This window comes from Hyphomicrobium sp. 99, from assembly GCF_000384335.2.
GTDB lineage: Bacteria > Pseudomonadota > Alphaproteobacteria > Rhizobiales > Hyphomicrobiaceae > Hyphomicrobium_B.
Genome location: NZ_KQ031382.1, coordinates 211,848 through 233,890, shown reverse-complemented (window position 1 = coordinate 233,890; position 22,043 = coordinate 211,848). Strand labels below are relative to the sequence as shown.

Annotated in this window: 24 protein-coding genes; 10 read left to right on the top strand and 14 right to left on the bottom strand. The window is 60.5% G+C overall.

The features are described 5' to 3' along the window. Window positions 1-5 precede the first annotated feature (5 nt). From map to hrcA, 12 genes are all read right to left on the bottom strand, one after another. Window positions 6-839 carry a type I methionyl aminopeptidase gene (map, locus tag G359_RS01410; RefSeq protein WP_045834671.1) on the bottom strand — a complete coding sequence of 278 codons (834 nt, stop codon included), beginning with the start codon at window positions 837-839 and terminating at the stop codon, window positions 6-8. 161 nt (window positions 840-1,000) lie between these two features. After that, complete coding sequence (rplS, locus tag G359_RS01405; RefSeq protein WP_045837518.1) at window positions 1,001-1,699, bottom strand: 50S ribosomal protein L19; 699 nt, start codon at window positions 1,697-1,699, stop codon at window positions 1,001-1,003. Between the two features lie 246 nt (window positions 1,700-1,945). Further along, entirely contained in the window at window positions 1,946-3,577 is a 1,632-nt protein-coding gene (locus tag G359_RS01400) for a L,D-transpeptidase scaffold domain-containing protein (RefSeq protein ID WP_045834670.1), read from the bottom strand. Between the two features lie 136 nt (window positions 3,578-3,713). Further along, window positions 3,714-4,442: a tRNA (guanosine(37)-N1)-methyltransferase TrmD gene (gene trmD, locus G359_RS01395; RefSeq protein ID WP_045834669.1), complete on the bottom strand. Its 729-nt coding sequence runs from the start codon at window positions 4,440-4,442 to the stop codon at window positions 3,714-3,716. Between the two features lie 157 nt (window positions 4,443-4,599). Further along, window positions 4,600-4,887: a DUF1330 domain-containing protein gene (locus tag G359_RS01390; RefSeq protein WP_045834668.1), complete on the bottom strand. Its 288-nt coding sequence runs from the start codon at window positions 4,885-4,887 to the stop codon at window positions 4,600-4,602. Between the two features lie 113 nt (window positions 4,888-5,000). Then, on the bottom strand, window positions 5,001-6,017 hold the full coding sequence (locus tag G359_RS01385) for a L,D-transpeptidase family protein (RefSeq protein WP_045834667.1): 1,017 nt from the start codon (window positions 6,015-6,017) through the stop codon (window positions 5,001-5,003). 171 nt (window positions 6,018-6,188) lie between these two features. After that, the gene (gene pyrF / locus G359_RS01380) at window positions 6,189-6,890 is read right to left on the bottom strand and encodes an orotidine-5'-phosphate decarboxylase (RefSeq protein WP_045834666.1); all 702 of its coding nucleotides are present in this window, start codon (window positions 6,888-6,890) and stop codon (window positions 6,189-6,191) included. Between the two features lie 8 nt (window positions 6,891-6,898). Continuing rightward, entirely contained in the window at window positions 6,899-7,498 is a 600-nt protein-coding gene (locus G359_RS01375; protein WP_045834665.1) for an NADPH-dependent FMN reductase, read from the bottom strand. Between the two features lie 109 nt (window positions 7,499-7,607). Beyond that, entirely contained in the window at window positions 7,608-8,762 is a 1,155-nt protein-coding gene (gene dnaJ / locus G359_RS01370) for a molecular chaperone DnaJ (protein WP_045834664.1), read from the bottom strand. Window positions 8,763-8,922: 160 nt separating this feature from the next. Continuing rightward, the gene (gene dnaK, locus G359_RS01365) at window positions 8,923-10,851 is read right to left on the bottom strand and encodes a molecular chaperone DnaK (RefSeq protein ID WP_045834663.1); all 1,929 of its coding nucleotides are present in this window, start codon (window positions 10,849-10,851) and stop codon (window positions 8,923-8,925) included. Window positions 10,852-11,206: 355 nt separating this feature from the next. Further along, window positions 11,207-11,851: a nucleotide exchange factor GrpE gene (gene grpE, locus G359_RS01360; RefSeq protein ID WP_045834662.1), complete on the bottom strand. Its 645-nt coding sequence runs from the start codon at window positions 11,849-11,851 to the stop codon at window positions 11,207-11,209. Between the two features lie 128 nt (window positions 11,852-11,979). After that, window positions 11,980-13,053 carry a heat-inducible transcriptional repressor HrcA gene (gene hrcA, locus G359_RS01355; protein WP_045834661.1) on the bottom strand — a complete coding sequence of 358 codons (1,074 nt, stop codon included), beginning with the start codon at window positions 13,051-13,053 and terminating at the stop codon, window positions 11,980-11,982. Window positions 13,054-13,207: 154 nt separating this feature from the next. Here hrcA and rph point away from each other — a divergent pair, with 154 nt between their 5' ends. The 8 genes from rph (at window position 13,208) to G359_RS01310 (ending at window position 19,173) form a co-directional block, all read left to right on the top strand. Further along, window positions 13,208-13,921 carry a ribonuclease PH gene (gene rph, locus G359_RS01350; protein ID WP_045834660.1) on the top strand — a complete coding sequence of 238 codons (714 nt, stop codon included), beginning with the start codon at window positions 13,208-13,210 and terminating at the stop codon, window positions 13,919-13,921. A gap of 21 nt (window positions 13,922-13,942) precedes the next feature. Further along, window positions 13,943-14,368, top strand: coding sequence for an anthrone oxygenase family protein (locus G359_RS01345; protein WP_045834659.1), 426 nt, complete (start codon window positions 13,943-13,945; stop codon window positions 14,366-14,368). Then, window positions 14,353-14,787 carry a VOC family protein gene (locus G359_RS01340; RefSeq protein WP_045834658.1) on the top strand — a complete coding sequence of 145 codons (435 nt, stop codon included), beginning with the start codon at window positions 14,353-14,355 and terminating at the stop codon, window positions 14,785-14,787. Before G359_RS01345 ends, G359_RS01340 begins: the two co-directional genes overlap by 16 nt. Further along, entirely contained in the window at window positions 14,787-15,668 is an 882-nt protein-coding gene (gene rdgB, locus G359_RS01335; RefSeq protein WP_245279892.1) for an RdgB/HAM1 family non-canonical purine NTP pyrophosphatase, read from the top strand. The genes G359_RS01340 and rdgB overlap by 1 nt, the downstream gene beginning before the upstream one ends. Continuing rightward, the gene (hemW, locus tag G359_RS01330) at window positions 15,661-16,959 is read left to right on the top strand and encodes a radical SAM family heme chaperone HemW (protein ID WP_045834656.1); all 1,299 of its coding nucleotides are present in this window, start codon (window positions 15,661-15,663) and stop codon (window positions 16,957-16,959) included. The genes rdgB and hemW overlap by 8 nt, the downstream gene beginning before the upstream one ends. Window positions 16,960-16,968: 9 nt before the next feature. Beyond that, on the top strand, window positions 16,969-17,550 hold the full coding sequence (locus G359_RS01325; protein ID WP_045834655.1) for a YqaA family protein: 582 nt from the start codon (window positions 16,969-16,971) through the stop codon (window positions 17,548-17,550). Window positions 17,551-17,564: 14 nt separating this feature from the next. Next, window positions 17,565-18,107, top strand: coding sequence for a disulfide bond formation protein B (locus tag G359_RS01320; RefSeq protein ID WP_045834654.1), 543 nt, complete (start codon window positions 17,565-17,567; stop codon window positions 18,105-18,107). 847 nt (window positions 18,108-18,954) lie between these two features. Next, the gene (locus tag G359_RS01310) at window positions 18,955-19,173 is read left to right on the top strand and encodes a hypothetical protein (RefSeq protein WP_045837517.1); all 219 of its coding nucleotides are present in this window, start codon (window positions 18,955-18,957) and stop codon (window positions 19,171-19,173) included. A gap of 4 nt (window positions 19,174-19,177) precedes the next feature. Here G359_RS01310 and G359_RS01305 read toward each other — a convergent pair whose 3' ends face one another. Further along, window positions 19,178-19,738, bottom strand: a complete 561-nt coding sequence (locus G359_RS01305; protein WP_371198986.1) for an HNH endonuclease — start codon at window positions 19,736-19,738, stop codon at window positions 19,178-19,180. 132 nt (window positions 19,739-19,870) lie between these two features. Further along, window positions 19,871-20,566, bottom strand: coding sequence for a DNA-3-methyladenine glycosylase family protein (locus G359_RS01300; protein ID WP_052699137.1), 696 nt, complete (start codon window positions 20,564-20,566; stop codon window positions 19,871-19,873). 72 nt (window positions 20,567-20,638) lie between these two features. Here G359_RS01300 and G359_RS01295 point away from each other — a divergent pair, with 72 nt between their 5' ends. After that, window positions 20,639-21,163: a hypothetical protein gene (locus G359_RS01295; protein ID WP_156150638.1), complete on the top strand. Its 525-nt coding sequence runs from the start codon at window positions 20,639-20,641 to the stop codon at window positions 21,161-21,163. After that, a complete protein-coding gene (gene gluQRS, locus G359_RS01290) occupies window positions 21,163-22,023 on the top strand; it encodes a tRNA glutamyl-Q(34) synthetase GluQRS (RefSeq protein WP_045834650.1) in 861 nt (286 codons plus the stop codon). The genes G359_RS01295 and gluQRS overlap by 1 nt, the downstream gene beginning before the upstream one ends. The last annotated feature ends 20 nt before the right edge of the window (window positions 22,024-22,043 follow it).

Sequence of the window (22,043 nt, the reverse complement as noted above, 5' to 3'; positions counted from 1 at the left end):
CTCCATCAAGCGGCGGCGCGAGCGCCGTAGGGTGGAAAATGATATCCCGCCGGACTTTCGGTGAAAATCTCGCAGCCGGTTTCGGTGACGCCGACGGTGTGCTCGAACTGTGCGGAGAGCTCCCGGTCGCGCGTCACGGCCGTCCAGCCGTCCGCCAGAATTTTCACGTGGGGCTTGCCGAGGTTGATCATCGGCTCGATCGTGAAGAGCATGCCCGGTTCGAGCACGGTGCCTTCTCCCGGCTCGCCGTAATGCAGAATGTTCGGGCGGTCGTGGAAGACGCGGCCGAGACCGTGGCCGCAGAAGTCACGGACGACGCTGCAGCGTTCGCCTTCGGCAAAGCGCTGAATCGCTGCGCCGATGTCGCCCGTGGTGTTGCCGGGCTTCACGACGGCGATGCCGCGCATCAGGGATTCGTAGGTTACGTGCATCAAGCGTTCGGCGCGCCGCGAGACATCGCCGACCGAATACATGCGGCTCGTGTCGCCGTGCCAGCCGTCAACGATCAGCGTGACGTCGATGTTGACGATGTCGCCCGGCTTGAGCGGCTTGTCGTTCGGCATGCCGTGGCAGACGACATGGTTGATGGACGTGCACGACGCGTAGCGGTAGCCACGGTAATTCAGCGTTGCGGGAATGGCGCCGTGATCGAGCGCGAACGAGAGCACCAGTTCATCAATCTCCGCCGTCGTCACGCCGGGCTGGACGATCGGAACGAGCATATCGAGTGCTTCGGCTGCGAGCCGGCCGGCTTTGCGCATGGCGGCAAACGCATCGGGACCGTGCAGCGGAATTTTGCCGTCGCGGCTGGCCGTTTTGGATACTTCGATGTTTGACATACTACTCCACGCCACGTCGGACGGTGCTGACGCTTCTACATTTAGTGCGAAATCATCGCCGGCAAAATACCTTGCGTCGCTGTGCGGCACTTCTCATGCAAAAAGCGCCGGAGAATTCCCCGGCGCTTTCAATCGATAGCCTAGATCAGCCGTGGCTGGGCTTAGGCTTTGGCTTCTTCAGCCGGAACTTCAGCAGCGGTCAGCTCAGCGAGAAGACGCTGTGCCTGTCCAACCCAGTCCTGCTTCTCGATGGCGCCCTTGAGGTTCAGGGTTTCGTCGATGTTGGCAATATCTTCGTCGGAAAGGTTGGCGATCTGCTCCACCTTGTAGCAGTTGAGCTGCTTCAGGCGGTTCTGCAGGTCGATATCGATGCCCTTGATCTGCGTCAGATCCTCGGCCTCGCCCTTCGGCTTCTTGAAGCCCTTCCAGGCGGCGTTCAGGCGGCGAGCGCGTGCGTCCGTACGTTCGAAAATACGGGCGGCCTTACCGCGGCGTCCACGGAGATAGTAAAGCTTGGCGCGGCGGACTTTGCCGCGGCGGACGACTTCGATCTCGGCGATGTAAGGCGAGTAAACCGGGAATACGCGCTCAACGCCTTCGCCATAGGAAATCTTGCGAACGGTGAAGTTCTCGTTGAGGCCGGCGCCCGAACGGGCAATTACGACGCCTTCGTAGGCCTGGAAGCGGACGGTCGCCTCTTTGACGGCGCCCTTCTTCTTCTTGTCCTTGGGGTCGGCATCGGCGGACTCGATGACCTTGACCATCACCTTGACGGTGTCGCCGGGACCAAATTCGGGGACGCCGCGCTTCGCGAGAATGGCGTCCATCTGCTCGCGCTCGAGCTGCTGGATAATGTTCATCTTGTTGATTCCATTTCGTTTTTTGATGACGCAGAGGATCGACTTGGCGTCCATCAGGACCCGAGCCGGTCGTGCAGCCCTTTAAGGGCAACCCGTTTGGGGAATTGTTGTTGGCGGGGTGATAGCGGAAGAGGCTGGTTTTGTCGAGTGGGGCCAAGCCCATATCGCGGCCATGCGCCGTTCTGCCCTCTGACCCCTGGGCGAGACGGCGGTGGCTCCGTGACTGGCCTCAGTACGTGACTGGCCTCAGTAGCTGAGGCCCAGGGCGTTGCCGATCATGTCGCCGACGTTGGCGCTTTTGCGCTTGGAGGCCGGGACGTAATCACCGTCCATGTTTTGGCCGCGCGCGGCGACTGCCGACGGGTTGAACGATGGTTCAACCGGCGCCAGGTGATCGCGGCCCTTGTTAATCTTTTCCCACTGGCCGTCGAGCGCCTGCGTGACGCGCTTCTCGTGACCGTAGACGTCGCTGAATGTTTTCAGCTTGCCGTCTTCGCCGACCCACGCCGTGAAGTAGACGAGGTGGATCGGAATTTCCTTGGTGATCGGGATCTCGTTGTTGAGCGGACCCGACCGATCGAGTTCGGCGATCTTATCGGCGTCCCAGCCTTTGTCTTCTTTGAGGATAAGCTCGGCCAACTGCATCGGCTTCCAGACGCGCAGGCAGCCGTGGCTCAGCGTGCGTTGCGCGGGCTTGAACATCCATTTGTCCGGCGTGTCGTGCATGTAGATCGTGTGCTGGCTCGGGAAGGAGAACTTGACGTGGCCGAGCACGCTCTTCGGACCCGGCGGCTGGAGCACGTCGTATTTGCGGATATCGGTCGTTGCCCAATCGATGCTGCGATAGTCGACGCGCTTGTCGTCCTTGGTGACGATCTGCAAGCCATACTGGCGCATCATGCCGCCGCCGCGGATGAGGTTCGGCCACAGCTCATTGACCTTGATGCTTTCAGGCACGCGCCACGCCGGACGCAGCACGACGTATTTCAGGGGCCGCGAAAATATCGTCGTCTGTTTGTCCAGGAGACCGGCGACGATCTTCTCCGAGCGGATGATCTGCCCGTCCTTGTAGACGTACTGCATGAACTCGGGGATGTTGTTCAGCACGTAGAAGTCGCCCATGTTGGGCCACATCCAGCGCCACATCTCCATGTTGGCGCGAACGCGTTTGGCGGCGGGGCTGAGCTTGCCCGGCTTGCCATCTTTCGGCAGCATGGTGAGATAAATCTGGCGGAGTTTTTCGAACTGGGGATGCTGCGGCTCTAGGCTGCGCAGGTAGGCGTCGGGTTCGTGCGTCGCGGCGAGCGCTTCGATGACGACCTTGGGCTCGATCCATTGCGGGCGGCGATCGAGGTTCGTCGTCAGCATTTCCGCCGGATCGGGAATGCGGCCGCCGCGCGCGTCGCGGGCATAAAGAAGTGCCGCTTTCGAATATTCGATTTCGGCTTCGGCAAGCGAATCCGTGTCGGTTGCGGGCAGTGTGCCTTCGTTGAGCGCCGGAAGCTTGAACCTCGCGGGGTCGAGTGCGTAGGCCCAGGCGTTCGCGATCTCGGCGGCGAGCGCCTTGGCTTCGGGCTTTACGCCGGATGCGGTGACCCAGAGCGCTTCGCCGTGGCGCGCAGCGTAGAAATCGACGAGGGCGGTTTGATCCTTGCGGTCGCGTTCTTCGTTCGCGGCGGGCTCGGCGGCAAGCTTCGTTCGCACGGCCATCAGCACTGCGTCGTCCTGCACTTCCGGAGTTGCGACGGCGGCCGCTACCGGAGGCGAAGCCTCAGCCGCCGGGGCCGCGTCTTCGGCAAACGCCGGAGATAGGATCAGCAACTCGCCGATCAGCAATGAGGCCGACAAAACAGACCGAAGCTTCTTGAAACTCTTCATCGCCGTCTCTCAATGGGCAACGCGCACGTGCCGAGAGCGCTATTCGCGAATGCCCCTGGGACATGCCGGCGAATCTTTCTCCCGGCGTATTTGGGCAAGAAATCCTGGCCATGCAAAGGCGAAGCGCCTCGCGATGTCACTTTGAGGTTCGGGTGGGACGCAAGAGATCCGGACGGCGGCCGGCGGTCAGCTGTTCGGACTGATGCCGTCTCCACTCTGCAACTTTCTTATGGTCGCCCGAGAGGAGAATTTCGGGGATCGACCGCCCCTCCCATTCACGCGGCTTGGTGTATTGCGGGTATTCGAGAAGTCCTGTCTCGAAGCTTTCGCTGGCGAGGCTTTCGGCGGCTCCGAGAACGCCCGGCAGAAGCCTGACGCACGCTTCGATTAGAACCATCGCAGCGAGTTCGCCTCCGGCGAGGACGTAATCGCCGATCGAAATTTCCCTGAGGCCCTTTTCGTCGATCACGCGCTGGTCGATGCCTTCGAAGCGGCCCGCGAGCAATGTCACGCCGGGGCCTTCGGACAAATCGCGTGCGAGGCTCTGGGTCAGCGGCGTGCCGCGCGGCGACAGGTAGATGAGCGGGGCTTGGGGAGAAAGGTTTTGTGCGTGGTCGAGCGCAGGACCCAGAACGTCTGCGCGGAGCACCATACCTGCGCCGCCGCCTGCGGGCGTGTCGTCCACCTGCCGATGGCGGCCGAGGCCGAAGTCCCGGATCTGGATAGTATCGAGCGACCAGATGTTCGCGGTGCGGGCTTGGCCGAGCAGGGATACGTCAAGCGGACCCGGAAACATTTCCGGGAACAGGGTCAGGACGAGTGCCCGCCATGCCGGCCGTCCATCATTGGCGGGGAAGTGAGGCATGGCGGTCTCTCAAAAAAATATCGTCCTCCGCCGAAACAGAGGATGACGTAGGAGAAGTCCTAGTCTCCGTCATCCCGGCGCAGGCCGGGATCCAGGCAAATTTCAGCGAGCGGCCAATTGACTGGGTGCCGACCTTCGTCGGCATGACGGCACGTGTTCAGACGCCTTCGACGATCGTGATGTCGATCGTTCCGGCGCCCTGGCGAAGCGCTTTTGCTTCGGCGTATTCCGGCGATGTCGCGTAACCGCGAGCGTGCTCGTAGCTCGGAAACTCCAGCACGACGTTGCGCGTCGTTCCGTTGCCTTCGATCACCTGGCTCTGGCCGCCGCGCACGATGGGTTTGCCTTCGTACTTGTCGAGAGCGATTTTCGATTTCGCCACGTACTCGGCCCACTTCTCGGGGTTCGTGACCGTGGCGTGGGCGATGACGTATCCCTTCGGCATTGCAATCTCTTTCGGTTTAGCCCGGGCGTTGGACACGAGCATAATTGTCAGGTGAGGAGCCATAGCCGGACCGGCACCGGTTCGGCAACCGGGGTCATTGGGCGGACTGCCCGTTAACGCCTCAAGATCGGCTGGACGGCGCCGAGAGCCGCATCGCCTTCGTTCTGGGACGATCTGGTGCGGGGGCTCGACCCGCCAGCGTCGGATCCCCAGGCGAACGTCGTGCCTGATACGAACGAATTCCAGCCGGTGCTTGCATCCGCCGACTTCAGCTTCGGACCTTGAGCCTGGAGCTTCGGGTCGGCTTTCACGAGACGCTTGGCGCTGCGTGGCGAAAGCGGGGCGATGCGTTTGCCGATCAGCGTCGGGCAGTCGGCGTTCGGATCGTTGCCGACGGGCGTCAGCGAATTGACGACGTAGCGCCTGCCGCACATGCCGATCTTCGGCGGTTCGCGGGTTCGCGCGAAGTCGTCGTAGGCTTCTTTCAGCGGCTTCCACGTATCCCGCGCCGGGTTATCGGTGTGGCGCTTCATGTTCTCGGCCGACATGCGGAACGGGAAGACGTGGACCGGGACATGGGCCTCGCCCGCGTTCAGCGCATCGCGCACGAATGCGTAGATTTCTTCGATGTATTTATCGGACATGGCGAAGCAGCCGACGCTCCGGCAGTCGCCGTGCACCATGATGAAACCGCCGGTCCGTCCGAGCGCTCTGTCGAGGGCGTTCGGATAGCCGATGTTGAAGGCGAGGTGATATTTGCTATCGGGCTTCAGGGCATCCTGGGTGACGCCGTAGAAACCTTCGGGAGACATCAGATCGCCGGTCGTGCGCTTGGGTCCGAGCGTTCCGCCCCAATTGCAGACGGGGAATGTCTTGACCAGCGCATAGCGGCCGTTGGGGCGCGCTTTCCAGACTTCGAGCTCCGACTCTTCCTTGAAGACGCGGATATAGACCGGTGCCTCGGGCACGATCTCTTTCATGATGAGGGCGGCTTCGACGACGGACGGGAGCGGCTTTTCGGCGGCAGCTTCGTCGGCTCGGGCGTGGGGCAGCATCAGGGCCGATCCGGCCGCAACGACCAATGCGGCAAGCACTCTTGCTTGCGTGGTCAAACGCCAAAGCCAACGCATCACGCTCGTGAAACCCCGCTTACTCTCAACCCCCGGGCCGCCTCAGGTAACGTTCGAGACGGTTAAGGCGGGGTAAATACGAAGTGTGGGTTCGGAGTGGTCACAGGTGGGCGATGATGTGGCAAGGCCATGATTGGCCAAGGGAATTGAGGCTGGTATTCGAGAGACCGCTCAGGCCTTGGCGATATGCGCCAGGAACGTCTCGGCTGCGGCCTTCGGATCGGGAGCCGCGTTTATCGGCCGGCCGACGACGATGTGATTGGCGCCGAAGCGCAGCGCGTCTTCGGGCGTGGTGATGCGGGTCTGATCGCCGGTCTCCGCACCGGGGAGACGAATGCCGGGAGTGACGATCAGGAACTGCGGATCCGTTTCGGCGCGGACGGCGGCGGCTTCCTGGCCCGACGCGATCACGCCGTCGAAGCCTGCCTTCTCCGCCATGCGGGCGCGGCCAATGACGAGTCCGGACGGCGTCGCCGCGATGCCCTGCTCGTCGAGGTCTGTCTGATCGAGGTTTGTCAGAACGGTGACGGCGAGCAGCTTCAGATCCGAGCCGCTACGTCCGCGGAGCGCGGCTGTCAGCGTCTTCGTGTCGTGGCCGTGCACGGTGATGAAATCGACGCCGAGTTTCGCGGCTGCGCGGACAGCATGTTCGACCGTATTGCCGATGTCGAGAAACTTCAGATCGAGAAAGACGCGTTTGCCTTCACGCTTTAATTCCTGAGCCAGCGACAGGCCGTCGGCGAACAGAAGCTCAAGTCCGATCTTGTAGAAACTGACGGTGTCACCCAGGCGATCGACCAGGGCGCGCGCCTCGTCGTAGGTCGGCAAGTCGAGAGCGACGATCAGTTTGTCCCGTGTGGCGCGATCGATCATGTGTCCGCTCAGCCGTGGAGCACGCGGGCTGCGCGTGCGAGTTTCTGGATGACGGCTTTCAGTTGCTCCGTCTGATCCTTGTTTTTCAAGTGACCATTGTCGTCGAAGGCGTCGCGCGCGCGGGGGAGCGCGAACTGCTCAGGCAGCACCAGGGCGCCGGTGCCAAGTTCGAGAACGGCGCGAATTTGGATGAGACCGCGAAGGCCGCCGAGGCCACCGCCTGAAGCTGATGCAAGCGCAAAGACGCGCGTTCTGAAGACTTCGAGGGGCGCCTCTCCGTCATCGCGGATGTGGCTGACCCAGTCGATGGCATTCTTGAGGAGGGGCGAGAACGACGCGTTGTACTCAGGGCTGACGATGAAGATGCCGGTATGGGCCTTCATCAAATTCTTGAGCTTGTGCGCATTATCGGGTTGGCCCTGCTCCGCTTCGAGGTCGCCGTGATAGATCGGCATTGGATAGTCGGCGAGATCGACGAACGTCGAGGGGATGCTGTTGGCTTCGGCGATCATGGCGCCGAGTTTCGCCAAGCGCTTGTTGTACGAGTCCTGACGGGCGCTGCCCGCAAAGAAAAGCAGACGCGGATCAGATGAGGTTGCGGCTGTCATGGGACTCGGACGTCAGGGGTCAAAAGAGAGGGGTTTCTGAGGCCGGACCCTAGCGCCTTTCAAACCTTTGGCAAGGATTGGCCAGCGCGTCCGAGCATCGAGAGATCGATCAGCCGGTCTTGCCTTCGAAAAATTCCTTAACCCGCGAAAAGAAACCGGCGCTCTCGGGGCTTGTTTCTTTGTGGCTCGCCCGCTCGAATTCCTCGAGGAGTTCGCGCTGCCTGCGCGTCAGGTTTTTCGGCGTCTCGACCTCGACCTCGATGTACATGTCGCCGGAGACTTTGGCGCGGAGCACGGGCATGCCCTTGCTGCGCAGACGGAACTGCTTGCGGCTTTCGGTGCCTTCGGGGATCTTGACGCGCGTGGTCGTGCCTTCGAGCGTCGGCACGTCGATCTGGCCGCCAAGAGCGGCCGTCGTCATCGAGATCGGCACCTTGCAGAAAATGTCGGCGCCGTCGCGCTGGAAGAACTCGTGCGGCTTGATCGACAGGAAGATGTAAAGGTCGCCCGGCGCGCCGCCTCTGAGGCCTGCTTCACCTTCGCCTGCGAGCCGGATACGCGTGCCGTCTTCGACGCCGGCCGGAATGTTCACCGACAACGTGCGTTCCTTCTGCACGCGGCCGGAGCCGGAGCAATCGCTGCACGGATCATCGATCATCTCGCCGCGGCCCTGGCAGTGGGGGCAGGTGCGTTCGATCGTGAAGAAACCTTGGCTCGCGCGGACTTTACCGACGCCGCCGCAGGTCGTGCAGGTTTTGGCCTTCGTTCCGGGTTTGGCGCCGGAGCCTGAGCAAGTCTCGCACTTGACGCTCGCCGGTACGCGGATTTGTGCGGTCTTGCCGGTATAGGCATCGCCAAGCGTTATCTCGAGATTGTAGCGAAGATCGGCGCCGGCTTCGCGGCCCGTCCGCGACCGGCCGCCGCCGCCCTGGCCACGGCGTCCGCCCATGAACTCGCCGAACAGATCGTCGAAGATGTCCGACATCGAGGAGGCGAAGTCGGGACCAAAGCCCGGGCCGCCGCGTGCTCCCATGCCGCCTTCGAACGCTGCATGACCGAACTGGTCGTAGGCGGCGCGTTTCTGAGGATCCTTGAGGGCCTCGTAGGCCTCGTTCAGCTCCTTGAACCGGCGCTCCGCCTCTTTGTCTCCCGCATTGCGGTCGGGATGACATTCCTTGGCGAGGGTTCGATAGGAGGATTTGAGCTCAATATCGGTGGCGCTTCGCTTGACGCCGAGAATTTCATAATAATCGCGCTTAGCCATGATGCGCTGTTCTATGACCCGTTGGGTGAAAAGTTGCTGGTCTGCGAATGGTCGCAACGATAACTAGCGATTTTAACTCAAATTTTCGCCCTCAGGCCAGCCCGGGCGCTCCATTCGCGGAGCGGACCGGGAGGTCCGAGGGCGATTCTGAGTTCGACTCTTAAGCCGATTTCTTCTTGTCGTCTTTGACTTCTTCAAAATCGGCGTCGACGACATCGTCGCCGCTTTCCGACTTCTTCTCGGCCGAGGCTTCGCCACCGCCCACGCCTTCCGCGCCACCCTTGGCGGTGTAGACGGCTTCGCCGATCTTCATCGCGACCTGGGTAAGGTTGGTCGATGCCGTGCGGATCGCTTCGGCGTCTTCACCGGCAATCGCCGTCTTGGCGGCGGCAATCGCGGATTCGACGTCGCCCTTGATCGCGGCGACGGCCGGGATCGAAGAGTTCTCAGACAACGACTTCTCGGTGCCGTGGATGAGCGCTTCCGTCTGGTTGCGAAGTTCGACGAGCTCGCGGCGCTGCTTGTCTTCGGCAGCGTGAGCTTCGGCGTCCTTGACCATCTTGTCGATGTCAGCATCCGACAGACCGCCCGAGGCCTGGATACGGATCGACTGTTCCTTGCCGGTCGCCTTGTCCTTTGCCGAAACATGAACAATGCCGTTGGCGTCGATATCGAAGGTGACTTCGATCTGCGGCACGCCGCGCGGCGCCGGAGGAATGCCGACGAGATCGAACTGGCCGAGCAGCTTGTTGTCCGCTGCCATCTCGCGTTCGCCCTGGAACACGCGAATGGTCACAGCGCCCTGGCTGTCTTCGGCCGTCGAGAAGGTCTGGCTCTTCTTCGTCGGGATCGTCGTGTTGCGATCGATCAGACGCGTGAAGACGCCGCCCAATGTTTCGATACCGAGCGACAGCGGGGTGACGTCGAGCAACAGGACGTCCTTGACCTCGCCCTGCAGAACGCCGCCCTGGATCGCAGCGCCGATGGCGACGACTTCATCCGGGTTGACGCCCTTGTGGGGTTCCTTGCCAAAGAGCTGCTTCACGACTTCCTGGACCTTCGGCATGCGGGTCATGCCGCCGACGAGAACGACTTCGTCGATCTCGGCTGCTTTGAGGCCAGCGTCCTTCAATGCTTTTTCGCAAGGCGCCTTCGTGCGGTTGATGAGACCGTCGACAAGGCTTTCCAGCTTGGCGCGCGTCAGCTTCATCGTCAGATGCTTCGGACCCGAGGCATCGGCCGTAATAAAGGGCAGGTTGATTTCGGTCTGCGGGGCGCTGGAAAGTTCGATCTTGGCCTTTTCAGCAGCTTCCTTCAGGCGCTGAAGCGCGAGCTTGTCGGAGCGAAGGTCGATGCCCTGCTCCTTCTTGAACTCGTCGGCCAGATAGGAAACGAGCAGCATGTCGAAGTCTTCGCCGCCGAGATGCGTGTCGCCGTTCGTCGACTTCACTTCGAAGACGCCGTCGCCGATTTCGAGAATGGAGACGTCGAAGGTGCCGCCGCCGAGGTCGTAGACCGCGATCGTCTTGGCTTCCTTCTTCTTGTCGAGGCCATAGGCGAGTGCGGCTGCCGTCGGCTCGTTGATGATGCGGAGAACTTCAAGGCCCGCGATGCGGCCGGCGTCTTTCGTTGCCTGGCGCTGTGCGTCGTTGAAGTAGGCCGGAACGGTGATGACCGCCTGCGTGACCTTCTCGCCGAGCTTGGCTTCGGCGGTTTCTTTCATCTTCTGAAGAATGAAAGCGGAGATCTGCTGAGGCGAGTACTGCTTGCCGTGGCTTTCGACCCAGGCGTCGCCGTTCGGGCCCTTCACGATATGAAAGGGAACGAGCTTCACGTCCTTCTGCACCTCAGGGTCGTCAAAGCGACGGCCGATCAGGCGCTTGATCGCGAAAAAGGTATTCGTCGGGTTCGTCACTGCCTGGCGCTTGGCGGGCAGCCCGACGAGGCGTTCGTCATCGGAGGTAAATGCAACAATCGACGGCGTGGTGTTCGCGCCCTCGGAGTTTTCCAGGACCTTCGGTTTGCCGCCTTCCATGACGGCGACGCACGAGTTGGTCGTGCCGAGGTCGATACCGATTACTTTAGCCATACGTGTCAATCCTTCTCAGTTGCGGCAGACCGGGTGGACCCTGTTTTGGCATCCGACGTGCCCCCCAACGAGAGGTTAGAGGCACCGGTCCCCAGGATTTCAATTGTGTAACCGACGGTTATATAGGGGCCTGTTTTCGGGGTGCAACGCTTCTTCTGTCCCCGACAGATCACTTTCTAGCCTTTTCGATTACACGACAGCGGTCGGCACTCGTCTTGTAAAACACACCAATTTTCAAGGCTTTCGATGGGCATCGGAAGCGCTGGGGGACAATACAAGCCCCCTTCATGCGGGGCTCATATCTTAAAATTCCTAAGGTTTGTCTGCAAACCAGAGGAAGCGAAACGTCCGCGGCCTATGCGTCGGGCTGCGGAGTTTCCGGCGCGGGTTGTTCTCCGTTCTTTGCGGCTTTCGGGCCGCCGCGGGACACAACAACCATGGCCGGGCGCAAGCAACGATCATCAAGAAGATAACCAACCTGATAGACCTGCAGCACCGTACCGGCCGGGACGCTCGCGTCTTCCTGCTCCATTACGGCCTGATGGTGATGCGGGTTGAAGGGCTGACCCGCCGGATCAACGACACGGACGCCGTGCCGCTCAAGGGCTGTCTTATAGTCACGTTCTGCCAGAACGACGCCGTCGAGCAAGGTCTTCAGTGCCGGATCGGTTTCGACCGCATCTTTCGGAACCGCGGCTATCGCGCGCTGGAAATTGTCGCCCACCGACAAGATGTCTTTCGCAAACTTTGCGATCGCGTACTTGGCCGTCTCTTCCTTTTCCTTTTCGAGGCGGCGCCGGACGTTTTCGGTTTCGGCGACGGCGCGAAGGAATTGATCCTGTTTGCCCGCCAGTTCTTCCAACCTCTTGTCGAGGTCGCTCTGGAGGGCGCCGATCATGGATTTGAGCTGCTCCACGCCGATTTCTTCCGGAGTTGAGGTCGATGCCGCCGATGTGGGCGATTGGACGGGTTCGTCGACTGGCTTCTTTTCGTCGCTCATTTTTCTCTTCGCTGAAAATGCCAATGGTGAATTTCGAGGGGAGCCGGGATATCGGCCGCTACACGGGAAAAATCAAGGCGGTTCAAAATGCACACCATCCGGCGGTGCAAAGAGCTGCCTCTAAAATCTCAGCCGATGAGGCGGCTTACGAGCTTCGCCGTATAATCCACCATCGGAATAATGCGGGCATAATTGAGCCGTGTCGGGCCGATGACTCCCAGGACGCCGACGACGTGGCGCGTCTGATCCCTGAAGGGCGCAACGATCAAGGATGAGCCCGAAAGGGAGAACAATTTGTTTTCCGAGCCGATAAAAATGCGAACGCCTTCGGCTGTCTCGGAGGCGCCCAACAGCTCCACGATGTCCTGCTTCGATTCGAATGCATCGAAGAGTTGACGGATGCGCTCGAGATCTTCCGCTGCCGTGACATCTTTCAAAAGATTGCTCTGGCCGCGCACGATGAGGCTTTTGCGGTCGTCGGAGACGCCCGACCACTCGGCGAGGCCTGCCTTGATGACTTTCTGGGTTAGATGGTCGAGTTCGGCCTTGGCCGCGCTCAATGACTTTTCGATTTCGGCTTTGGCTTCCGTCAGCGTCATGCCGCGCAGGTGGGTGTTGAGATAGTTCGAGGCCTCCTGCAGCGCGGAAGGCGGCAGACCTTCGGGCAGGTCGATGATGCGGTTCTCGACGTTCTGATCCTCGTCGACAAGGATCACCAATCCGCGCGCCGGTTCCAATGGCACGAATTCGATGTGCCGCAGCCGGGCGACCTGCTTTTCGGCGAGCACGACGCCCGCACAGTGGGAAAGGCCCGAGATCAGATCTCCGGCCTCGCTCAAAAGCTGATCGACGGACTTGTCGCGCCGGTAGGCGATCTGCGTCTCGATCTGACGGCGCTCGTCCATCGACACGTCGCCGACTTCGAGCAGGCCATCGACAAAGAGGCGCAGGCCGAGCTGTGTCGGCAGGCGTCCGGCCGACGTGTGGGGTGAAATGATAAGGCCGAGCTGCTCCAGATCCGACATGACGTTGCGGATCGAGGCCGGTGACAGGGCGATGGGCAGGGCGCGCGACAAGTTGCGCGACCCCACCGGCTCCCCGGTTGCAAGGTAACTTTCGACAATCCTTCGAAGAATAGTCCGTGACCGCTCGTCTAGCTTCTGGAGCTGGGTTTTGCCGTCGAGCAGCGTCGCACTCGCCATAGGGTCCTCAATTCTCTTCTTTTAAACCTATGAACCGCAGGGCCCGGCGTCAAATGCCGCGCGCGTCACGAGGTAAAGTTAGCCTTGTTTCCGGTTGATGGACCCTAGGCCCTTCTTTAGGGTCGCGGCCGCAACGTTAACATTCAGGGAAATCATGCGACCTTCTAAACGCAAGCCGGACGAGCTGCGCCGGGTATCGATCGAGCGCGCCGTCTCCAAACACGCCGAGGGGTCTTGCCTCATCAAGTTCGGCGATACGCATGTCCTTTGCACGGCCAGCTTGGAAGAGCGCCTGCCACAGTGGCTCAAGGGCCAGGGCCGGGGCTGGGTTACCGCCGAATACGCCATGCTGCCGCGCGCCACGCATGAGCGCACCCGGCGCGAGGTGACGAGCGGCCATCCCTCGGGCCGAACCCAGGAAATTCAACGACTTGTCGGCCGGGCGCTCCGGGCCGTTGTCGATCTGACCAAGCTTGGTGAACGCCAGATCACGGTCGATTGCGACGTCATCCAGGCCGACGGCGGTACGCGCACGGCGTCGATCACGGGAGCCTGGGTTGCTCTTCATGATTGCATCCAATGGATGAAAATGCGTGACATGGTGAAGGAAAACGTCCTGCGCGATCACGTGGCGGCGGTTTCCTGCGGGCTTTACAAGGGCGAGCCGGTGCTCGACCTCGACTATGCCGAAGACAGCAACGCGGACGCCGATTCCAATTTCGTGATGACCGGTACGGGCGGCATCGTCGAAATCCAGGGAACGGCCGAGACGACGCCCTTCAGCGAGGAACGGTTCACGGAGCTTATGCACCTCGCGAAGAAGGGCATTGGGGAGTTGGTGCAACTTCAGAAGCTGACGGTCGCCTAGCGCTTTGCAGGGGTAAGGGCCATGTTTGGAGAGTTCACTCTCGTTGTCGCCGCGCTCTTTACGGGCGCGGCTGTCTACGTCAGTTGGGCGGAACAGCCAGCGCGGCTCGAACTCGATAACCGGGCGATGCTCGCTGAATGGAAGCCGAGCTATGCGCGAGGTCTGCAGATGCAGGCCTCGCTTGCCTCAATCGGGTTCATCCTCGGCACGCTCGAATGGTTGGTTACCGGCCAGTGGTTTTGGCTCGCAGGTGCTGTGGCCCTTGTCGCCAATTGGCCGTTTACGCTTTTTGTGATCATGCCCGTTAATAAGAAGCTAGAAGCGACGGCTCTCGAGAGCGCAGACGAAACCACGCGCGCGCTCGTCGAGAGGTGGGGGACGCTGCACGGTGTTCGAAGCGCGCTCGGAGCGCTCAGCGTTGGATTATTTCTATGGGCGTCGATCTGAACTCAGCCCCCGCGCCACTGAGAATTCTTGAAACGGTTCTTTACGCTCCCGATCTCGCGCGGATCGAGGATTTCTATCGCCGCGCCCTTGGATTGGAGCCGTTCGCGGTCGAACCGGGGCGCCATATATTTTATCGCTGCGGAGACCAGATGCTGCTGATTTTCAATCCCGACACAACGCAATTTCGTAACGCGGAGGCATCGATTTCGGTGCCGCCGCATGGTGCGGAGGGCGAGGGACACATTTGCTTTGGCGTGTCGGGCGAAGACATCGATCAGTGGCTGACGAAACTGAAAAGCCTCGGCGTGCCGATCGAGGCTGACTTCGAATGGCCGCGCGGAGGAAGATCAATCTACTTCCGCGATCCGGCGGGCAACTGCCTCGAGATCGCCGAGCCGCGTATCTGGGGCATTGCGTGATGCGTCTTTCGAAAGGTACGCGCGTCGTCGTTGCGAGCCACAATCCGGGCAAGGTGTGGGAAATCAATCAGCTCATTCATCCCTATGGGCTTGATGCCGTATCGGCGGGCGATCTTGGTCTTGCGGAGCCTGAAGAAACCGAGACGACGTTCGAAGGCAATGCGCGGCTCAAGGCCGTCGCGGCGGCTAAGGGATCGGGGCTGCCGGCGTTGGCTGACGATTCAGGTCTTGAAGTCGATTGTCTCGATGGTGCTCCGGGTATCTATTCGGCGCGCTGGGCCGGTCCCGGCAAAGACTTCGGCCTGGCGATGAAGAAAGTCGCCGAGGAGATTGCGCGCCGCGACGGCTGGAATGGTGCCGGTCCGCGCGCCAACTTCATCTCGGTGCTCTGCCTTGCGTGGCCCAACGGCGACGTCAAAACATTCGAGGGCAAGGTTTTCGGAAATCTCGTCTGGCCACCGCGCGGTGGCAACGGCTTCGGCTACGATCCGATGTTCGTGCCGAAAGGCGATGTACGGACGTTCGGCGAGATGGAGCCGCACGAGAAATATGCGATCTCGCACCGAACGCGTGCATTCGCAGCTTTCAAAGCGGCGATGCTCGACGAAATATCGCCGGGCGCTGGGGAAGCGGAACCTGAAGGCCGGGATATTGTTGCGTTCTCGGCTGCCGCCGCCAGTCTTTCGACGCGCGTCGAGGCAGCGGCGTTTATCGGCCGCCTGAAGGACGATCTCGCCGCGCATCGGGACCAGTGGAAGAACGTGACGCTTGAATCGTATCTCGTTGCCTTGGAGCGGCAGCTCGGCACGATGACGGATAGCAATGAACCGGCATGGCGACAGTTGGCGAAGGCCATGCTGGCGGCGAGCAACGATGTCTGACCGCGACACGACATTCGGCGTCTATATCCACTGGCCGTTCTGCGCGCAGAAATGCCCGTACTGCGACTTCAATAGTCATGTGCGTTTCAAAGGCTGGGATGAGGCGCGGTTTCTCGCGGCGTATAAACGTGAGATCGATTGGGTCGCCGAGCACATCGGCCCGCGGACCGTCACGAGCATCTTCTTCGGCGGGGGCACGCCGTCGCTGATGCAAGCCGATACGGTGGCTGCGATCATCGAGCACATCGGGAAGCGCTGGGGCATCGCAGGCCAAGCCGAGATTACGCTCGAAGCCAATCCCGGAAGCGTCGAAGCCGGACGTTTTCGCGGGTTTCGCGAAGCGGGCGTCAATCGCGTGTCGATCGGCGTGCAGTCGCTCCGAGATGAAGAGCTTCGCAAGCTCGGGCGCATTCACAGCGTCGCTGAGGCGAAGGCGGCGCTCGAAATCGCGCGCGGCACGTTCGAGCGGTTTTCGTTCGATCTCATTTATGCGCGTCCCGGACAGACCGCGGACGATTGGCGTGTGGAGCTTGCCGAAGCGCTCGATCTCGCGGGCGATCATCTTTCGCTCTATCAGCTGACGATTGAACCCGACACGCCCTATGCCGCGCTCCACGCGGCAGGCAAGCTCGTCATTCCGGACGATCACGATGCGAGCGCGCTTTACGAGATTACGGAAGAGATGACGGGCAAGCGGGGTTTAGCTGCTTACGAAGTTTCAAACTACGCGCGTCCGGGTTCGGAAAGCCGGCACAATCTTCTCTATTGGCGCTACGGCGAGTACGCCGGAATTGGTCCCGGCGCGCATGGCCGCATTTTGATCGAGAAGAGCCGAACGGCGACGGTCGCCGAGCGCAATCCGGAGGAATGGGCCGCCCGTGTCGAGGAGGCCGGTCACGGCTTCACGGAAATGACGAAGCTTGCCCGCGCCGAGCAAGCCGACGAAATGCTTTTGATGGGGCTTCGTCTCAGCGAAGGCATCGATCTCGGGCAGCTTGCTGAGCTTGGGGGCGCCCGCCCTTCGGCGGCAGCTATCGCGGAACTCGAAAGCCTCGGATTGCTGCAGTCTGCCCGTCAATCGTCGGCAACGCCGGGAGATTGGCGGAGAAACGAACTCGACGACATTGTCCTATGCGCGGGCCCCGGATTGGCGCCCGAAAAGATTGTGCTCGGTCCGGACAGAATCCGGGTGACGCCCGAGGGTCGTCTGGTGCTTAACGCGGTCGTTGCCAAGCTTTCAAAATGTTTTCAGCCGGCGGAACGCATGGACAAGCTCCGAGCCGCCAGTTAATCAGCGCGGATGCTTCGGGGAATTTACAATTGGACGATGCGGATGGCGGCCAGCGATAGGGCGCCGTGGGCGCTTGCGGCTGTTTCGTTCGCGGAAAGCTCGTTTTTCCCCATTCCTCCCGACATCATGCTGATCCCCATGGTGCTCAGTCAGCCGCGCAAGGCGTGGTGGTACGCGACCATCGCGACCGTCGCCTCCGTTCTCGGCGGACTGCTCGGCTACGCGATCGGCTATTATCTTTATGATGCCATCGGCGCGCCCATTTTGAAATTCTACGGACGCGAGCACGCGCTGGACGGCTTCGAGACCTTCGTACAGGAATACGGAGTCGCTGCCGTCATCATCAAAGGCATGACGCCGATCCCCTACAAGGTCGTGACCATCGCGGCTGGCGTCGGCAAGATGAACCTGCTGGCGTTCATGGGTGCCAGCGTCGTCGCCCGTGCCATGCGCTTCTATCTCGTCGCCGGTCTCTTATATTTCTTTGGTGAGCCTATCCGATCCTTCATCGAGGGCAGGCTCGCGCTCGTGACCACGGCGTTTCTCGTTTTGCTCGTTGGCGGCTTCGTGGCGGTGCGGTACATCTTCTAGCTCGGGTCTCGATCATGAAATTTGGCGAGGGCGTACAGCGCGGAACGGATTACCAGCTTGGGGCGCTGGCTCTGTTCCTATCGACCTTGACGATCGTGACGGCCCTCGGATTTCAATACATCGGCGGCTACGTGCCCTGCATGCTCTGCCTCTGGGAGCGGTACGCCTACTACGCCGCTATTCCCTTGCTGTTCATTGCATTGGTGCTGACCGTCGGCGGTCATCGCGGTTCCGCCACAGCGATCTTTCTGATCGTCGGCCTTGCGTTTCTGGCGAACACGGTGCTCGGCATCTACCACGCGGGCGCGGAGTGGAAATTCTGGCCGGGTCCGGCCGCGTGCGGCGGCGGCCAATCTCTCACGACGTCGGCCGGCAGTCTTTTGAGTGAAATTCAGAACATCCACGTCATCAAGTGCGATGAAGCCTCTTTGCGCTTCCTCGGCATTTCGTTCGCAGGGTGGAATGCGATCGCGTCGTTTTTCCTCATGACGATCTCATTCGCAGCCGCTTTGGCTGCGCGCGAGCAGAGCGAAGAGACGACAGCTCCCAATTTTTGATGCTTGTCCACAATTGTCGTTTCGCGGAAAAACGTTGATTTTGTTGCTTGATCGATACTGTCAAGCGTTCGCGACTTCGAATTTCATCCCAGAGACAGAATCGCGCCTTCCCGTTGCCTGAATGTGACGGCTATTCTTGCTTCGTTCGCGGGACACGAGAGTAGTCGGAATGTGTGGATATCGTTCAAGCGTAGGGAGCCTTCCCAGTGGCGTATGCGTTGCGTTCTCCGAGAGCAAAGCTCGGAGCAGTTTTCACCCGTTCGACTAAGGCCGTTTCCGCCCCAAATTTGAGTACGCGTGGCGTTGTTGCGTTCAGTAAGCGTTCGTTGCGTAGCGTTGAGTCCGAGTACGGCCAGACCCCGAAAAAGGTTCTGTCCGGTGCGTTCACAAAACTCAGGCGAGCCGCCTCGACAAATTTGTCGATGCGTATGTCCCGGCGGTTCGCCCGCACTGCCCACGAAGATCGGCGTGTCGATCCGTGGATTGGTGCGAAGACAGAGGATTGGGCTTGGCGTCCGATTGGAGATGTCGCGCTAACCGTCATGCGGAGCGCCGCTCTTTCAGCCGCCGTCGCGAAGTTGCGATTGCCCCAGTAGCGTCACCGTTGCGTTCGCGTGCGTATCAAATTGTAAGGCGTTGGACAAAAGGATTTCGGAAAGCAGCCGGCTTTCCAACGAGCTGGCAGACGCACGGAGCGTGATCGAGTTAGCCCTCAATCCAGACATCATGTGACAAGGTCTCGCGTAGTGATGTCAAGGCGCTCTGTGTGTCTGCCGCCATCGTTTGGAACGGCCAAGCTTCGGAAATCGTTCCTCGAAGAACGTTTTTATTTGCGGAGTTCGCCCAGATGACCCCGTCGGTTCCAGATTATCTCAGCCCCATTCAGTGGCATCAAGCCGTGGCTGTCAGCCGCGAGCAGTGCGCGCGAATTTTTCGGGATGGAGGGACGCCGGCCGATGCGCTTCTCGCATTCGGGCTCAACGCCGAAGCGGGCGCGAATTGGGAGCGCGTCGTCGATGTCATCGCCGCAGAGATCTGCGCGCATCCGATCAAGCGCGCCGCTTGATGCACTAGGGTTCGAGTTCGGTATCCCAGTAGAGATAATCGAGCCAGCTTTCGTGCAGATAGTTTGGCGGGAATAGCCGGCCGTTGCGGTGCAGTTCGAATACGGTCGGCCGATAGGGTTCGTGGGCTGGGAACATGCCCGCAGCCCTCGGCATCAAGCCACCCTTCTTCAGATTGCACGGGGCACATGCTGTGACGACGTTGTCCCATCGCGTTAGCCCACCGCGGGACCGCGGGATCAAGTGATCGAACGTCAGATCGCTCTTGTCGCCGCAATACTGACAGCTGAAGCGATCGCGCAGGAAAACGTTGAACCGTGTGAACGCGGGGTACAACGCCGGCTTCACATACGTCTTCAGCGATACGACACTCGGCAGCTTCAGCTCGAATGATGGGCTTCTGACATAGCGCTCGTATTCGGAGACGATGTTCACGCGGTCGAGAAAGACCGCCTTCACCGTGTCCTGCCAGCTCCAGAGCGACAGGGGATAGTAGCTGAGCGGACGGAAGTCAGCGTTCAGCACAAGGGCCGGACAATTATCCGGTATTGTCACGTGAGCATTCACTGTCGCGCAAACCTCGCGGTTATGATCCGCCGAATCGCGTTTTTGGCCCCACTTGAACGCGGGGATACTAGCCGCGCATATCAATTCTGTGAAGCATTGGGACCGATGTGTCGCGGCGGGCGTTTTCGAACTCTATTTCAAGGTCTTGTACGTTTTCGTGACGATCGGCTTTGCGGCTTTCCCCAGGAGAGCGCGGCGCGCGAAGGCATAATCGGCCCATAAAAGGCGGGCGGCGACGGCGCGTGCGGGACGCCAGCGTTCAGCAATTTCTTCCAATTCTTCCGCGGTTGGCCGGCGTTCGAGCTTGAAATGGTGCTGAACGGCGAGCTGGAGGGCGAGATCGCCCGGGGCGAAGGCATCCCGGCGCGCCAGCGCAAAGAGAAGATAGATATCGGCGGTCCACGGACCGATGCCGTGAATTGCGGTCAGCCGCTCGACGATCATGGGCTCGGCGGAAGTATTCAGCCTTTCGAAGTTCAACTCGTCTTCGAGCACGGCGCGGGACAGCGCTTTGAGCGTTCGTATTTTGCCGTTCGACAGGCCAAGGGCTTTCAGCGAGTCGTCACTTTGCGCCATCATCGTTTTAGGCGTGAACGGCAGCAGTGCCGCCTCGACGCGCAACCAGATTGCCGCCGAGCTTTGGGCGGAGAGTTGCTGACCGACAACGATTTTCGCGAGGCCTGAAAAATCGGGCGGATATTTTCGTATCAGGGGCGCGCCGGTGCGTTTGAATATCTGCGACATGACTTTGCATTGCTGCGCGAGCTGGGCGGCTGCAGCTTTGAGCTGGCGCTCTGTCGTCACGGTCGGATATCTTTGCTCGGCCAAATCTTTGCTCCGAGGTGAAGCTCTAAAGAGGGAAATCGGTTTGTGGTCTCGCGCGTGGTGGGAGAGCGTGGAATGTCGAGAATAGCTGGAATTACAACCGCTGCAATTTTGTGTGCATGCAGTATTTCGCAAGCTGGTGCGCGTTCTTGGCAAGACAGCTGGGCGACCGTCATCAATGAGCGTCACGGTTTTGCCATTGCCTACCCCGACAACATTTTCACACGCAAGAGCGATCAACCGAAGACGGACGAAGGTGGTCTCTATCTATCGAAGGACGGCAGAGCAAAATTGCTCGTAGGTGCTTTTGAAAATGCAGATAACCAGTCTTTGGAGGACTATCGCAAATTCTTGATCTCCGATCAGTATGCGAACGCAAAGATCGACTATGCGCCCATCAAGGCGCGTTGGTTCGTTCTATCGGGCGATCGCAATGGCGAAACATTTTATCAACGCGTCAGCTTTACGTGTGGCGGCAAACTCATAAATAGTTGGGCGATGCTTTATCCGACCAGTGAACGAAAGACCTATGACCGCGTCGTCGAGGCGATCGCGCGGACGTACACGCCGGGTGCGGGCCGAACGGGCTCTTGCGACTGATGTCCTCCGTCACGCGTTTCGCGCCATCGCCCAACGGGCTTTTGCACATTGGTCACGCGCTCTCAGCCATCATCGCCCATGATGTCGCTCGCAAGAATGGCGGCCGCTTTCTGTTGCGCATTGAGGATATCGATGTCGCGCGACGGCGTCCGGAATTCGTGGCGGCAATTTTTGAAGATCTGAATTGGCTCGGCCTTTCATGGGAAGAGCCGGTGCTCGTGCAGTCGGAACATTTTTCGGAATATCTCGCGGCAGCGGATCGGCTCATTCAAATGGGTCTTCTCTATCCCTGCTTTGCGACGCGCAGTGAGATTGCGGCGGCGGCCGATCCGGAAAAAACAGATCCTGACGGAGCGGCGCTTTATCCCGGGCTTTGGCGCGGAGCATCAGCCGAAGATGTCGGTCAGCGCATGGCCGCGGGGGATTCGCCAGCACTGCGTCTTAATATGGACGGCGCGCTAAAAGCACTCAAGGCGAAGCGCGGGGAGAAGCCGCTGACTTTCGTCGAGGTTGCCGAAGACGGCACGCCTGAAACGCGAACAGCGGAGCCAGAGCGTTGGGGCGATGCTGTTATCGTGCGCAAGGATGTGCCTGCGAGCTATCATCTTTCCGTCGTCGTTGACGATGCCCGTCAGGGCGTGACGCACGTGACGCGCGGGCAGGATCTTTTGGCGGCGACCGATTTGCAGCGCCTGCTGCAGGAACTCCTGGATCTGCCGGAGCCCGTTTATTCGCATCATCGGCTCATCAAGTGGTCGAACGGGCAGAAGCTCTCGAAGTCAAATCAAGACATGGGGCTCAGGGCGCTGCGAGAGGAAGGAGCGACGGCGGACGATATCCGTCGCGTTATATTCAGCTGACGATCGGACTGGGGCTCATT

Coding starts and splice junctions, on each gene's coding strand:
- map (WP_045834671.1), bottom strand. CDS start 839: ATGTCAAACATCGAAGTATCCAAAACGGCCAGCCGCGACGGCAAAATT.
- rplS (WP_045837518.1), bottom strand. CDS start 1,699: ATGAACATTATCCAGCAGCTCGAGCGCGAGCAGATGGACGCCATTCTC.
- G359_RS01400 (WP_045834670.1), bottom strand. CDS start 3,577: ATGAAGAGTTTCAAGAAGCTTCGGTCTGTTTTGTCGGCCTCATTGCTG.
- trmD (WP_045834669.1), bottom strand. CDS start 4,442: ATGCCTCACTTCCCCGCCAATGATGGACGGCCGGCATGGCGGGCACTC.
- G359_RS01390 (WP_045834668.1), bottom strand. CDS start 4,887: ATGCCGAAGGGATACGTCATCGCCCACGCCACGGTCACGAACCCCGAG.
- G359_RS01385 (WP_045834667.1), bottom strand. CDS start 6,017: ATGCGTTGGCTTTGGCGTTTGACCACGCAAGCAAGAGTGCTTGCCGCA.
- pyrF (WP_045834666.1), bottom strand. CDS start 6,890: ATGATCGATCGCGCCACACGGGACAAACTGATCGTCGCTCTCGACTTG.
- G359_RS01375 (WP_045834665.1), bottom strand. CDS start 7,498: ATGACAGCCGCAACCTCATCTGATCCGCGTCTGCTTTTCTTTGCGGGC.
- dnaJ (WP_045834664.1), bottom strand. CDS start 8,762: ATGGCTAAGCGCGATTATTATGAAATTCTCGGCGTCAAGCGAAGCGCC.
- dnaK (WP_045834663.1), bottom strand. CDS start 10,851: ATGGCTAAAGTAATCGGTATCGACCTCGGCACGACCAACTCGTGCGTC.
- grpE (WP_045834662.1), bottom strand. CDS start 11,851: ATGAGCGACGAAAAGAAGCCAGTCGACGAACCCGTCCAATCGCCCACA.
- hrcA (WP_045834661.1), bottom strand. CDS start 13,053: ATGGCGAGTGCGACGCTGCTCGACGGCAAAACCCAGCTCCAGAAGCTA.
- rph (WP_045834660.1), top strand. CDS start 13,208: ATGCGACCTTCTAAACGCAAGCCGGACGAGCTGCGCCGGGTATCGATC.
- G359_RS01345 (WP_045834659.1), top strand. CDS start 13,943: ATGTTTGGAGAGTTCACTCTCGTTGTCGCCGCGCTCTTTACGGGCGCG.
- G359_RS01340 (WP_045834658.1), top strand. CDS start 14,353: ATGGGCGTCGATCTGAACTCAGCCCCCGCGCCACTGAGAATTCTTGAA.
- rdgB (WP_245279892.1), top strand. CDS start 14,787: ATGCGTCTTTCGAAAGGTACGCGCGTCGTCGTTGCGAGCCACAATCCG.
- hemW (WP_045834656.1), top strand. CDS start 15,661: ATGTCTGACCGCGACACGACATTCGGCGTCTATATCCACTGGCCGTTC.
- G359_RS01325 (WP_045834655.1), top strand. CDS start 16,969: ATGCTTCGGGGAATTTACAATTGGACGATGCGGATGGCGGCCAGCGAT.
- G359_RS01320 (WP_045834654.1), top strand. CDS start 17,565: ATGAAATTTGGCGAGGGCGTACAGCGCGGAACGGATTACCAGCTTGGG.
- G359_RS01310 (WP_045837517.1), top strand. CDS start 18,955: ATGACCCCGTCGGTTCCAGATTATCTCAGCCCCATTCAGTGGCATCAA.
- G359_RS01295 (WP_156150638.1), top strand. CDS start 20,639: ATGTCGAGAATAGCTGGAATTACAACCGCTGCAATTTTGTGTGCATGC.
- gluQRS (WP_045834650.1), top strand. CDS start 21,163: ATGTCCTCCGTCACGCGTTTCGCGCCATCGCCCAACGGGCTTTTGCAC.